The 13636-nt window shown below is 55.2% G+C and carries 10 protein-coding genes; 7 read left to right on the top strand and 3 right to left on the bottom strand.

Annotated elements, in window-relative coordinates; genetic code table 11:
- Positions 1-280 precede the first annotated feature (280 nt).
- The 3 genes from OJ965_RS21200 to OJ965_RS21190 all read left to right on the top strand — a co-directional run bounded on the left by OJ965_RS21200 (position 281) and on the right by OJ965_RS21190 (position 4817).
- Positions 281-2608 carry an FdhF/YdeP family oxidoreductase gene (locus OJ965_RS21200; RefSeq protein WP_265139312.1) on the top strand — a complete coding sequence of 776 codons (2328 nt, stop codon included), beginning with the start codon at positions 281-283 and terminating at the stop codon, positions 2606-2608.
- A 236-nt stretch (positions 2609-2844) separates the two neighbouring features.
- The gene (locus OJ965_RS21195) at positions 2845-3960 is read left to right on the top strand and encodes a metallophosphoesterase (protein ID WP_265139311.1); all 1116 of its coding nucleotides are present in this window, start codon (positions 2845-2847) and stop codon (positions 3958-3960) included.
- A 56-nt stretch (positions 3961-4016) separates the two neighbouring features.
- A complete protein-coding gene (locus tag OJ965_RS21190; protein WP_265139310.1) occupies positions 4017-4817 on the top strand; it encodes an MBL fold metallo-hydrolase in 801 nt (266 codons plus the stop codon).
- 49 nt (positions 4818-4866) lie between these two features.
- Here OJ965_RS21190 and OJ965_RS21185 read toward each other — a convergent pair whose 3' ends face one another.
- Together OJ965_RS21185 and OJ965_RS21180 are read right to left on the bottom strand one after the other, a co-directional pair.
- Positions 4867-6792 (bottom strand): methyl-accepting chemotaxis protein, encoded by a 1926-nt coding sequence (locus tag OJ965_RS21185; protein ID WP_265139309.1) that lies wholly within the window; start codon positions 6790-6792, stop codon positions 4867-4869.
- Positions 6793-7399: 607 nt separating this feature from the next.
- Positions 7400-9064, bottom strand: coding sequence for a methyl-accepting chemotaxis protein (locus OJ965_RS21180; protein ID WP_265139308.1), 1665 nt, complete (start codon positions 9062-9064; stop codon positions 7400-7402).
- Between the two features lie 617 nt (positions 9065-9681).
- Between OJ965_RS21180 and OJ965_RS21175 the strand changes: the two genes are divergently transcribed.
- Complete coding sequence (locus OJ965_RS21175) at positions 9682-10011, top strand: hypothetical protein (protein ID WP_046103071.1); 330 nt, start codon at positions 9682-9684, stop codon at positions 10009-10011.
- Between the two features lie 59 nt (positions 10012-10070).
- On the opposite strand, the gene OJ965_RS21170 is transcribed toward OJ965_RS21175, so the two are convergent.
- The gene (locus OJ965_RS21170) at positions 10071-10304 is read right to left on the bottom strand and encodes a hypothetical protein (RefSeq protein ID WP_009093263.1); all 234 of its coding nucleotides are present in this window, start codon (positions 10302-10304) and stop codon (positions 10071-10073) included.
- A gap of 726 nt (positions 10305-11030) precedes the next feature.
- Between OJ965_RS21170 and OJ965_RS21165 the strand changes: the two genes are divergently transcribed.
- The 3 genes from OJ965_RS21165 to OJ965_RS21155 all read left to right on the top strand — a co-directional run bounded on the left by OJ965_RS21165 (position 11031) and on the right by OJ965_RS21155 (position 13576).
- Positions 11031-12248, top strand: a complete 1218-nt coding sequence (locus tag OJ965_RS21165; RefSeq protein ID WP_265139307.1) for a diguanylate phosphodiesterase — start codon at positions 11031-11033, stop codon at positions 12246-12248.
- 169 nt (positions 12249-12417) lie between these two features.
- Positions 12418-12627 carry a CsbD family protein gene (locus tag OJ965_RS21160; protein WP_009093260.1) on the top strand — a complete coding sequence of 70 codons (210 nt, stop codon included), beginning with the start codon at positions 12418-12420 and terminating at the stop codon, positions 12625-12627.
- A 184-nt stretch (positions 12628-12811) separates the two neighbouring features.
- On the top strand, positions 12812-13576 hold the full coding sequence (locus tag OJ965_RS21155; RefSeq protein ID WP_033736893.1) for a MerR family transcriptional regulator: 765 nt from the start codon (positions 12812-12814) through the stop codon (positions 13574-13576).
- The last annotated feature ends 60 nt before the right edge of the window (positions 13577-13636 follow it).

Genomic DNA, 13636 nt, shown 5'->3' with positions numbered 1-13636 from the left:
AAAATATATAAAAACAGGCAGTTAAAAAGTTAAGAGCGATACCAATGCTTATCAAACTTAAATTACTCACGATATTCCTGTTAAATCAGGACAGTCCGCCTCGCTTATTTCCCGACAAAAACAGCGCGGCGCTCTGCTTATTTTCGCGCTGAAAAGGATGGTGCGCCGGGCACAGAAACATTTTGAGAAAGAATTTCGCGACATATTAGCCAGAATCCACGCGGCTAACGATTTTCTGTACCAGACTTAGCCGATAACAATAGAGACAATGTGGAGCATTATGAAAGAGCAAAATCGCACAAATGGCATTGCCCCTTATGGTGGCGCGGCCGGTGGCTGGGGTGCATTAAAGGCGGTTGCCGATGCTATCCGCGGCCAGATGTCGGTAAAACAGGATGTTATCGCCCTGTTCAAAGTTAACCAGCCGCAGGGCTTTGACTGCCCGGGATGTGCCTGGCCGGATCCGCAACATGCCTCGTCCTTTGAATTCTGCGAAAACGGGGCAAAAGCGGTGTCATGGGAAGCGACCAGCAAACGCACCACACCCGCATTCTTTGCCGCCCATACGGTGACAGAACTATGGGAGCGCAGCGCACTGCACCTGGAGGGCGAAGGCCGCCTGACGCATCCGATGAAGTACGATGCCGCATCTGACACCTATCAGCCCATCGAATGGGAAACCGCGTTTCGTGAGATTGGTGAACACCTGCGCAGTTACGAAGACCCGGACAGCGTGGAGTTTTACACCTCCGGCCGGGCCTCAAATGAAGCCGCGTTCCTGTGGCAGCTCTTCGCCCGCGAATATGGCACCAATAATTTCCCCGACTGCTCAAACATGTGTCATGAACCCACCAGCGTCGGGCTGCCGGAGTCTATCGGCGTCGGCAAAGGCACGGTGGAGCTGGAGGATTTCGACCACTGCGACCTGGTGTTATGCATTGGTCACAATCCCGGTACGAATCACCCACGCATGCTGGGGACGCTGCGCGAAGTCGCTAAGCGCGGTGGCACGATTGTGGCGATCAACCCCCTGCGGGAACGCGGTCTGGAGCGCTTTACCTCCCCGCAAAGCCCGATTGAGATGCTGTCGCTCAGCTCGACTGAGCTGGCCTCAACCTATTACAAAGTACGGGTGGGCGGCGATGCAGCGATGCTGAAAGGGGTGATGAAAATCCTGCTGACCCTGCATGAAGAAGCGCTGAGTCTAGGCAAACCGGGCGTCATTGATGAGGCGTTTATCACTCAGCACACCGAAGGCTTCGACGCGCTGAAAGCCGACCTGGAGAGCACCGACTGGGATCATATCCTGAAAGTTTCAGGGATGACGCGTGAAGAGATCCAGCACGTTGCCCGGCTCTATGCCAGCGCTGAACGCACGATTATCTGCTACGGCATGGGGATCACTCAGCACCAGTACGGCACCCAGAATGTGCAGCAGATTGCCAACCTGCTGCTGATGCGCGGCAACATCGGTAAACCCGGTGCAGGTATCTGTCCGTTACGCGGTCACTCCAACGTTCAGGGCGACCGCACGGTGGGCATCACGGAGATCCCGCCGCAATCGCTGCTGGACAGTATTGAGAAAGTGTTTGGCTTCCGGCCGCCGCAGAAGCATGGTCATGGTGCCGTTGAGGCGATTAAGGCGATGCGCGATGGCAAAGCCAAAGCGCTGCTCTGTCTGGGTGGTAATCTGGCAGAAGCGATCTCCGATCCCCAGGTCACCTTCCCGGCGATGCGCAATCTCGATCTGGTTGTGCATATGGCGACCAAGCTGAACCGCTCACACCTGCTGCTCGGCAGGCATAACTATCTGCTGCCGGTGCTGGGCCGCACGGAGACGGATGTGCAGGCAACGGGCGCACAGAGTGTGACGGTGGAAGATTCGATGTCCATGGTGCATGCCTCGCGTGGCTCGCTCGATCCGGCATCGCCGCATCTTAAATCGGAACCGGCACTGGTGGCCGCACTGGCTAAAGCCACCCTGCCAGACAGCGTGGTGGACTGGTCCGCGATGGCAGCCGATTACAGCCGCATCCGTGACGCCATCGAAGCGGTCTTTCCGGCGTTCGAAAACTTCAACGAGCGGATTAAGCACCCGGGTGGATTCCGGCTCTATAACGCCGCATCAGAACGCGTCTGGCATACGCCTTCCGGTAAGGCGCAGTTCAAAGTGATGCAGGGCATCAATGAAGATCCCCGATCGCTGAAATGCCATGACCTGGTGCTGACCACCCTGCGCAGTCACGACCAGTACAACACGACCCTTTATGGGCTGAACGACCGCTATCGTGGCGTCACGGGCCGTCGTGATGTGCTGTTTATTAATGCCGAAGAGGCGGAGAAACGCCAGTTGCGGGTGGGCGACCGTGTCGATCTGATGGCGCTGGACCCGGAGGGCAATCCTACCTCCCGCCAGATGAAAAACCTGACGATTGTGATTATCGATATGGCACCCGGATCGGTCGGGGCCTACTATCCGGAAGCCAACGTGATGGTGCCGCTCGACAGCCACGACACGCAGAGCGGCATTCCGGCTTACAAAAGCATTCCGATCGCCATGACGCGCGTGACGGAGGAGACACAGACAACGTCGGGTGTTCTGCGCTGATCCTGCGTGTCGCAAAGGGTGAGACCTGATGTTACCCGCGTGGCCGGCGTGCCGGTCACGCGGGTTTTTTCGTCCCGGCCAGGCGCCCCGCTGCGCCGGATTGAACACGGCCAGAGCACCTGCCGTGAAGCAGACCTGGCCAACTCATCCTATACCTTACCGTGCTAAAACGGTTTCATTCGCTATCCTCTCTTAACTGCCTGCGCTGACCGTCAGCGCCTCACCGGAAGATTGCCATGTTTCACCTGATTTTCAGCTTACCCAGCTGGTATGTCATTGCCCGCGTCATTATTCCTTTGTCCCTGCCCCTGTCCGTAAAAATCCTGCTCTCTGCACTGGCGCTGCTGGCCTCTCAATATCTGCTGGTGAGTCGCTTCACATCCGGCGGGATCTTCTCGGCCGAGATGCCCCGCGCCATTATCATTCTGTTTAACTGGGCTTACGGCACCGTGCTGCTGCTGGCTGTGTTTCAGATCGTGCTGGATGCTGTCATGCTGCTTGCCCTGCTGCTGCGACATCCGCTGCCGCTGTCGCCCGGTGCGCGCTATCTGACCGTCCTGCTGGCGATGGGGCTGGCGGCTTTCGGGGTTCAGCAGGCAATACGGGTGCCTCCCGTCAAGGAGGTGACGCTGTTGCTGCCGAATCTGCCCGCTGAGTTTGAGGGCTATCGGCTTCTGCAACTGACCGACCTGCATATCACGCGACTGTTTAATGCTGCCTGGGCCCGCGCCATGGTGGAGCGGGCGATGTCCCTCCGGCCCGACCTTATTGTGGTGACGGGGGATGTGATCGATGGCAGCCTGGAACACCGGCGACATGATGTTGCGCCACTGCGCGGTCTGGCTGCGCCCGACGGCGTCTGGGCCATCACCGGCAATCACGAATATTTCTTTCATCAGGCGATCTGGACGGCGCATCTGGCTTCGCTGGGGCTGCAGCCGCTGCTTAACAGCCATACGGTGATTCAGCGCGGTGAAGCCAGCCTGGTCATTGCGGGTCTGCCTGACGCATCCGCGCCGCGCAGAGACGCGACCGGCCCCGATCTGGCTCGTGCGCTGGAGCGGGTTCCCGAAAACGCCCCCATTATTCTGCTGGACCACCAGCCACGTCATGCCCGCGAGAATGCCGCCCAGGGTGTCGATGTTCAGCTCTCCGGCCATACGCACGGAGGTCTGATTGTCGGGCTGGATCGCCTGTTTGCAAAACCCAACGCCGGTTTTGTTTCCGGGCTTTATCAGGTCGGCGGAATGCAGCTTTATGTCAACAACGGCACGGCGCTCTGGCCTGGCATGGCGATCAGGCTGGGCCGCCCCTCGGAGCTGACCCGGATTACCCTGCGCCGTCAGCCCTGAGGCGATAAAAGCGCCGCCAGGTGCGCATCATCCCGATCGAGACAAAGGAGAACATCATGACCCTGTTATGTACCGCCTGTGGCACCGCCTATCCTGCTTCGGCTACGCATCAGCACTGTAAAATCTGTGAGGATGAACGTCAGTATATTCCGGCTTCGGGTCAGGGCTGGATCCCGTTCGACCAGCTGCGCGCCAGCCATGCCAATAAATGGACGGCACACAGTGAGGCGCTGTTAAGTTTTAAAACCGTGCCCGCTTTTGCCATCGGCCAGCGCGCTTTTCTGCTGCGGACGCCGCAGGGCAACGTGCTGTGGGACTGCCTTGCCAACCTTGATGATGCCACCTTTACGCTGATCGCGGCGCTGGGCGGCATTGATGCCATCGCGATTTCACATCCGCACTACTACACCACGATGCAGGAGTGGGCGGAGGCGTTTAACGCGCCCATTCATCTGCATGCCCGTGATCGGCAGTGGATCGTCCGGGAGAGCCCGCATATCCGGCTCTGGCAGGGCGACTCGCTGACGCTGATGCCGGGTGTGACGCTGTTACGGCTGGGGGGGCATTTCCCGGGTGGCTGCGTGCTGCACCGGGACGAAGGCGACGGGATCATTCTGGCGGGTGATATTCTGCAGGTTACGCCGGGTGCGCATGGCGTATCGTTTATGTGGAGCTATCCGAACATGCTGCCGCTCTCTGCGGCCACGGTTGGTGACATTCTGCAGCGGCTCTCGGGTGTGACATTCGTACAGCTTTATGGCGCCTTTGAAGGTCAGGATATCCTTCAGCAGGCGAAAGAGAAGGTGATGCGATCGGGAGAGAAGTATCTCGCCTGTCTGCAGGATCATCAGGCGTGACACAGTAACCGAACAGCCGCCCCGTCAGGCGACGGCTGTTCCGGTCTTATCAGGCCGTTTTGAACAGCGCGACCAGGGTACGCAACTGCACGGCCCGCCCGGCAAGCTCATCCGCAGAAGAAGCGGACTCTTCAACCAGCACGGCGTTCTGCTGGGTGACCTGATCCATCTGATTGACCGCAATATTGACCTGCGAAATGCCGCTGGTCTGCTCTTCAGTAGAGGAGGAGATATCGCGCATCAGCTGAGAAGTCTGTTCAATCGCGCTGACGCTCTGCTTCACTCTGTCGCCTGCGTTCCGGGCCATCGTGATCCCTTCCTGCGCATGAAGCACCGACTGCTCAATCAGACTCTTGATCTCTTTAGCTGCTGTCGCTGAACGCTGTGCCAGCGCCCGTACCTCTGAGGCAACAACGGCAAAGCCTTTACCCTGCTCTCCGGCACGCGCCGCTTCAACCGCCGCATTCAGTGCCAGAATGTTGGTCTGGAAAGCAATGCTGTCGATTACCGACGTGATCTCTTCAATTTGTCCCGAACTGCCGCGGATTTTGTGCATGGTTTCCATCACCGAATCCATGGCCGAGCCACTGGAGAGGGCCGCCTGCGTCGCAGAATCCGCGCGTTCAGAGGCAAAGCGGGTGTTCTCGGCATTCTGCTGCATGATGGACGCCAGTTGCTCCATGCTGGCAGCCGTTTCCGCCAGGGACGCCGCCTGCTCTTCGGTGCGTGACGAGAGGTCGCCATTGCCGCGGGCAATCTCTTCCGACGAGCTGGCGATGGTCGCGGCGTTGCCTTTGATATCGGAGACCAGCTGGGCAAGACGCTGCTGCATCTGCATCAGGGCATTCAGCAGCTCAGCCATTTCGTTGCTGCCGGACACGGTCAGCTCTGCCGTCAGATCACCGGCGGCGACGCGACTGGCGACTTCCACGGCCTCTCTGACAGGCCGCGTGACCGAACGGGTGATCATCACGGCCAGCAGGATCGCCAGCAGGGCAATCGCCAGAAGGCCGGACAGCAACAGATACTGTGCATGTCGGCGCTCATCGATTTGTGACTGCAGGAGTATCTGCAGCTGGTTGCTGCTCTGACTGCTCAGCATGCCATAGCGATTAATCGCTTCGGTTAAGATACGGACATATTCAACCGGCGTAATCGTGACATTCCCGGTCACAATTGCCCCTTCAGCCTGCTGCAGGGCATTCAGAGCCTGCTGTCTGGCATTCTGCGCCAGCTCCCCGAACATCGCTTTGAGATCCGGTTCAATGGTGAACACCTTATCCATGTTACTGCTGAACTGTGACAGCGCCGTTTTGCCATTATCGATCTGGAAGGCCAGGCGACTGCGATCGGCATCAGAGATGTTACCGCTGGCGATCAGTGAGGCCCCCCCGCCACGGATCTGACCCAGCGTCTCGGTCAGCAGCGGCAGTCGGCTAAAAACACTGACGATCAGCTGGTAGGTATTCAAATCAGCATCCAGTGAGAGCTGATAGTAATCCAGTACATCCTGATTCGTTTCCAGCAGAACCTGAATCAGATGCGTGTGCCGTGCCAGGCTGGTCGCCAGCGTCAGTCGTCCGCCAACCAGATCTTCCTGCAGCTGACGCCACTCCTGATTAACCTGGTCCAGACGCGTTAATGGCTGCGCCTGCTCACTGCTTTGACGCAGATCGGCAGCAATGCTTTCAGATACGCTGTTGATCTGGGTTACTAACGCCAGACGCGGTGGGTTATCCATTCTGTTCTGGCCAATGGCGATGGCGCTTTCTGCCCGATGACGCTGCAGCAGGCTCAGCAGCTGCAGCACTTTTTTCTCAACCGGAATACCGGTGAGTTCAACTTTCTTTGTGTCAATGAGCTGGTTGCCCGTCTGAATAAAGAGAAAAGTGGGTAAAACAAACAGCACCAGTGCAAAGGCTCCCAGTAAAAGGAATTTTGCTGGCAAATTAATCCGGTCGAGTACTTTTTTCATTTTTTTCCGCTCTGATGTGTTAAGCATGCAGGTGATGTCATACCCAAAATGGGTAATGTAATTTTATTTTTACGAATTTTCATTTGCAGCCCATAGCGGTTTGCGCGTAGCACGAAGCCGCCTGAAGGCAATGAAATTTACTTAGTTAAATAAAGGGCTGGATAACAGCAAGAGAGAGTATAGATTGCACCAGGTTATTTTACAGTGAATAAACAGACGATAGTTACAGCCACTTTCACTTAAGCCAAACCGAAAAATAACGATAGATATCAATGTTATGAAAGCTGCCTGATAAATATCACCTGTAAAGCCTTAAGCCAGACTTCAGCATCAACATCTGGAAAATAAAGAAATTAAAGTTAGCCCGGAATCAGCCGATACTAGGTGCCGTATTTTTTCAGGAATAATTATCATTACGGATAAGAGATTAATTTATCCTTCCCGGGCAATTAATATTCAAACCTTTATTACCGGGCAGGCCCTGAAAATATAATAAATGAAATCGTTTTCATTTAATTTAAAGAAGCGTGATGCGTTGAAATAAAAATGAAATAAAGGCAAAAAAAAGCCCCCACAATGTGGAGGCTTTTCAGGGGTTGCTCAAGGCTTAAAAGCTTTCCCAGTTTGCTTTGCTCAGGTCAACGCTCTGCGGTTCAGGCTGACGGCTCTTTTTGGCCGGACGGAAGGCAGAAGCGGTCTGAGGTTGCGGCTGCGGTGCAACACGGCCTGAGCTTTCAACGGTAAAGGTCGAGACCAGCGCCGACAGCGTTTCGGCCTGTTCCTGAAGTGATTTCGAGGCAGATGAGGCTTCTTCCACCAGCGCGGCGTTCTGCTGCGTCACTTCGTCCATCTGGCCAATCGCCTGATGAACCTGCTCAATGCCTTTGCTCTGCTCAGAGGTGGCCGCAGCAATCTCATTGACCAGATCGGCGACCTGCTGGATCGCGTGACGCACGTTTTCGCTGTTTGAACCGACGCTGTTGGCCTGCTCTAACCCGTGCTCAACCTGCGAAACGGACGTGGAAATAAGGTCTTTGATTTCGCGGGCAGCCGACGAGGAGCGTTGTGCCAGGTTACGCACTTCCGACGCAACCACGGCAAAACCGCGACCATGTTCACCGGCACGTGCTGCTTCCACCGCCGCATTCAGCGCCAGGATATTCGTCTGGAAGGCGATGCCTTCAATCAGCCCGGTAATTTCCGAGATTTTGGCCGAGCTGGCGCGAATATCATCCATCGTGGTGAGCATCTGCTTCACAGCCGTTCCGTTCTGGATCGACATGTGGTTAGCGTTATTCGCCAGACCGCTGGCCTGATGCGCGCCTTCAGAGTTCTGCCGCACCGTTTCACTCAGCGTCGCCATGCTTGCCGAGGTCTGCTCCAGCGAAGCAGCCTGCTCCTCGGTGCGGGCAGAGAGATCTTCGTTACCTGCCGCGATCTGCGTTGAACCCGTACTGACCGATTGCGCAGCATGATTCACCGAGAGCAGCGTGCCAGAGACGCGCGCCAGCAGCTGATTAAACGCCATGGCCGTCTGGCCAATCTCATCCTTACGGCTGACATCCGCAGTATGCGTCAGATCAAGCGTGTGGCTGACCTGGGTCATGGTATTGACGATGCCAGAGAGGCTTCTTTTGATGCCCATGATCACCTTAACGGAGAAGGCAGCCAGAATCAGGATCACCAGTAATGATCCCCCCGACATCGCCCACAGGGTCTGGGTGTAGACGCGTTTGTTTTCAGCACGCAGCTGTTCGCCGATGTCGATGTTCAGCTGAATCTGACGGGTGAAGTCCGCTTCCATTTTACGGGTTGCAGCGCCCACACCATTTTCACTCTGCAACAGTGGCAGGGTGACCGCGTCATCATGAGCGCGCGATGCGGCAAGGAAAGCCGGCAGCGCACTGCGCACTGCATCCAGATTCCTGTTGGCCTGTTCTGTCATCGCCTTGTCTTCATCGCTGGAGATGTCATTGGCCATGTAATAATCGTTCAGCGATTTAATCTGCTGCAGCAGATTATTAATGCGCTCTTCTGCAGCGGGGAACTTTGTCTCATCGCTGGTGCTGTGATAGCGGTAAAGAGCAATGCCTAACTGATTGGTTACGCTGATCGATTTATTCAGATCGCGAATACTGGGTATCGCGTTCACCTGCACATATTCAAAACGGGACTGAAAACCCGAAATCACAGATAACGAGATAATCACCAGTGCAATCAGTGACATTGCAAGCAGTGAGAAAATCATTACCAGACGCTGTGTAATAGTCATAAAGAACCCCTGGGGAGAAAGAATAATTTGAACAAATGTTAATGCTGGATCGTTCTTATCGGCTTTTTTCAGCGGCGCTTTACTTGATCGCGGGAGATATATTTTTTTATTTTTTCTTGCGCCTGACGCAGAGTGAACTAACAACGCAAAAAGGCTGATTCTTATTCTCTTTTAGCGTTAACATATTATTTACATCCCGCCATCCATGCTCACTTTCCTCCCTTAACTCTTTATCGTTATATGCAGCAACAATGCCGGATATAAGCACTGAATGTCAGTTGTGGCGATCTGATAATAACGTGGCTGATTTAACAGCAGTGCTCAGGTAATCGGCAACGCTAAGCCTGCTCATCTCCTGGAGAGGGTACGCGGCGGCTGTCAGCGGCAGAACGCGACAGCGAAATCCTGCCCTGTCAGCGCGCTCAGCAGCCTCAGGGCAGGGCAAATCGCGTTGTGGCGGGAGCACCTGCAACTCGGATTTTAGCCATTTGTGGCAGGGCCAGATTAAATTAGTGAATTGACTGGCGGAATGCTGATTCTGGTCTATGCTCACTGGCCCGACCAGGTTTTAACCTGCCGGACAGCACTAACGCTTACAATAAAAAAAGGTAGTCATCATGGATTTAGCCACATTTGAAACCAGAACCGGTCTTTGGCCACACATGCAGTTTACGGATGTTGAATATGAAGCATGCAGCAGTGGCGTTGAGATCTACGCCATTGATGTCACCCGTCAGACCAAGAGCAAGCTGTTTATCTGCCGCGTTGCAAACGAACAGCAGGCGGCCTCGCTGACGGCACAGTTTAAAGAGTGGTTACCGAAAATTAAGCTGAAAAAACGCAAAGTGGCTCTGAATATGGCCCGCACGGGCTGCGAGAAGAGCTATTCTGCCAGACCGAACTACCAGGACCGCGCCGGGTTGCGTCAAAGCAGCGTCAGGGCCTGATTGCGGCCTCAGCCTGTCTCTGCAGGCAGGCTGAATGCCTGATGGTGCTGCGGTGCGCGCTAATTGCGCGCCGCAGGAACCTGAAACAGCCGGCACTCACCCGGTTCGGTGGAGATATCACGGAATGTCGTGATATGGATCTCTATCCAGACATTCGCCGCTCGCATGGTGTGAGGTGTGTTGTGCAGGTCCAGCTGCGTGACAAAGTCCCGGGTGCTGATCGTACACAGCCCCTCGCTATCCCGCCTCATCGCCTCTCTGAATGCGATCCAGACGGCATCATCCTGTTGCATTGCATTGCCCCCGCAACGTCTCACCACCATTAACTGTATATATAAACAGTATAATTATTCCCGGAGTCGGTCAAGCCTGTCTGGTTTTCGGCTGCGGAGGACGCCCTGCCCTGCCATTTTTATCCGTGTCCGCCAGCGAAACGGGACTTTAATCCAAATCTTAGAAAACGTTTTCATTGACGTTTAACACATTGATTAACCTGAAAATGCATTAAAGTGATCATTCTAATCATCTGATATCAAACTAAAAAAACGGTTAACCGCAGCGGCATTCAGGCCGCTTTTGCCCTATCTTTAAATGGCTCTGTAACGAAATCCACTTCCTTTACAGAGTGATCTGACTCCTACCCTTGCCCCCTTAAACAGGGGGCACTTTTTCAGAGAGTGCAGCAGCAGAGATCACGTTTCACCGGCCAGCGTAAAAGGGCTGGTGAAAGCAACCTGTAAACATCCGATTAACCAGCGCCTCACCAGGGATGCTGTGTCATTATAATAATGCGCTATATCTTCTGTTCGCCCCCGCTTTAACGGGGGGGCTTTTCTGCTTTATTACAATTGCCTGATCGCTCTCCCGGGAAAATGGCGATTAATGCCTCTTAACCCGGGCGGGATTCATAGCGATATTAATACCGAAAGCAGAACAGCATAATCATTTCAGTTGTGCCCTTAACCCCCGAAATATCTGTGATATTGTTAATAAGTCTCAACTGCCATGCGAGTCCGCTTATGCTCTCCACCCTTATTTACCGCAGCCAGCTTGCGGGTTCTGTCTCGCCGGGGAAACTGCAGGCGCTGGTGGAGCGTGCCAGTGTTAAAAACGCCGAGGCCGAGGTCACCGGGATCCTGCTTTATGACGGGCAGCACTTTTTTCAGGTGCTGGAGGGGAGCGTTGAGAATGTCCACACGGTTTTTCAGCGAATCAGTCAGGACGATCGGCATTTTAATCTGATCGAGCTGATGCGTGACTACGCCCCGGCACGGCGATTTGGTCACGCCGGCATGGCCCTGTTTGATTTGCGTGACTATCAGGAGCATACCGTGGTGGAGGCTCTGCTTGACCGGGTCACGCTTAATGAGGAGCGTATCCGGCATGATCGGGTCGTCAAATTCCTGCGTTCGTTTGTTGAAGGACGGGATAAAGAGACCTTTATTGAGATTGAACCAGCCAGTCAGTGGACACTGACCACTCCCTCCTCCTCCGCTGTACCGCTTTCCTGCCCGCCGGCCGCCGATCAGCGCTGTGAGTTTGCGCTGCAGCCGATTGTGGATGCCACAAATCGCCAGATTGTTTCCTGTGAAGCCCTGATCCGCGGTCAGCATGGCGCTTCACCCGCCGACTATTTTTCTCAGCTACCGGAAAGCCAGCGCTATCAGGCCGATCTTCACTCCAAGACCTATGCTTTCCGGCTGGCCGGACAGCTTGGCCTGGGCGATCAGACCCTCTCCGTTAACCTGTTGCCTATGTCACTGGTGATGATCGAGGGGGCGGTCGATCATCTTCTTCAGCAAATCCGGCTGCAGGGATTGCGACCGGAGCAGGTCGTGGTAGAAGTCACTGAAGATGAGGTCATCTCACGCTTTGACGCCTTTCAGTCCGCAGTGCGCCAGCTGAAAGCGGCCGGCATCAGCCTGGCGCTCGACGATTTTGGCGCCGGTTTTGCTGGCCTGTCTCTGTTAGCCGATTTTCAGCCCGACAAAGTTAAAATCGATCGCAAGCTGATCACTGATATTCACCGCAGCGGCCCGCGTCAGGCGATTGTGCTGGCCATCCTGAAATGCTGTCAGGCGCTGGAAATCACGGTCATCGCAGAAGGCGTTGAAAAAATTGAAGAGTGGCTCTGGCTTGAAGGTGCCGGGGTTCGCTATTACCAGGGTTTTCTGTTTGCGCGCCCTGCCCTCAACGCCCTGCCTGCCGTCAGCTGGCCCTCACGACGCCCGGCGTAATTCCGCCTGACTTCCGCTTGCACGCTGCCGTTTTGCTCATAATTTGATGCGGCTCACACCGCTTCGCTGCAAAGAGCAAAAGCTGTGCCATGCTTGATCCATCTGACAGCCATCTGGCCAACAGATATTCATCAGATCCCTGGATAATCACCGAGTTGGGAGAATCACCATGAACGAAGATCGCATTGGCGGTAACTGGAAGCAGTTCAAAGGTAAGGTTAAGGAAAAATGGGGCGATCTCACGGATGACGATATGACCGTTGTGGAAGGGAAGCGCGATCAGCTGGTCGGTAAAATTCAGGAACGTTACGGCTACGAGAAAGATCGTGCCGAGCAGGAAGTGAAAGAGTGGGAAGATTCCAACAAGTATCACTGGTAATCCCCTTTTCCCGCCGGGCGTTTACGCGCCCGGTGCCTGCCCTTTTCTCTCACAGATGTTAACGACCCGCCCCGCCGTGCAACACCCGATACATTATGGAAATGATTGTTTCTTTATTCATCGCTGGCGCGCATACTACGCTGACTTCCCTGGTGATGGGAGCCCAACCTTACGGATACCAATCATGCCTCAACACTCTACCGACACGATATGTGCGCTTGTCGGTGTTCTTCCTGAAACGCTGAGACGCTGGCGCCGCGCCGGGTTGATTACGCCACCGGATGCTGGCGGTTATTCAGATAATCAGCTTACGCGTGCCCTCTATGTGCGGGATATGACGTCAGGCGGCCATACGCTTTTCGATATCCATGCAGCGCTTAACTGGCCCAGTGTTACGCTGCCCGGCGGCTGGGCCTGCCGGGAAGAGGATATGCTGCAGCTGCTCTCTCAGAGCTCAGACGAGGATATTCATCGTGAGTTGCGGATGATGAACATTGACTACTGTGGCGATGATTATGTGAACTGCTACCTGCGCCCGCTTAATCTCTGGCTGCGTACTGACGTCAGCGAAGGGGCAGCGCAGCGTCTTGAGCGTTTTCACACCGCCGTGGTGGGTCAGTGGGAACGCCTGGCGCAGGCCGCCAGACGACGCAGCACCATCCCGCTGTTCCTTGAAGCGGTCAGCGTGACGGATGAGACAGAGATCTGGATGGAAGCGATACGGCTCAACGGACAGGGATTCCGGGTTGAAGTGGCCGCCGAGGCGTCAGGCGTGCCTGCCGTGGCGAATCACCGCTTTGAGCACCATCTGATGTGGTGTGGCGACGGAATTACGCCATCCATGAAGGCAATTTTTCAGTCCAGTCTTGAGGCAGGCGATCCCGTCATGCTGACCGGAACAGACACCCGCGTGAAACTGCCTGAAAACACCCTCTCCGCCAGCGCCTGATTCCATGACTTCTTTTGCCTGCCCGCCATCAAAAAGGCGGAAACAGCCTTCGCCATTTCC

The organism is Pantoea anthophila (assembly GCF_026104315.1).
In the GTDB taxonomy this organism is placed as follows: domain Bacteria; phylum Pseudomonadota; class Gammaproteobacteria; order Enterobacterales; family Enterobacteriaceae; genus Pantoea; species Pantoea anthophila.
This window is presented reverse-complemented; position numbering and strand designations above follow the sequence as displayed.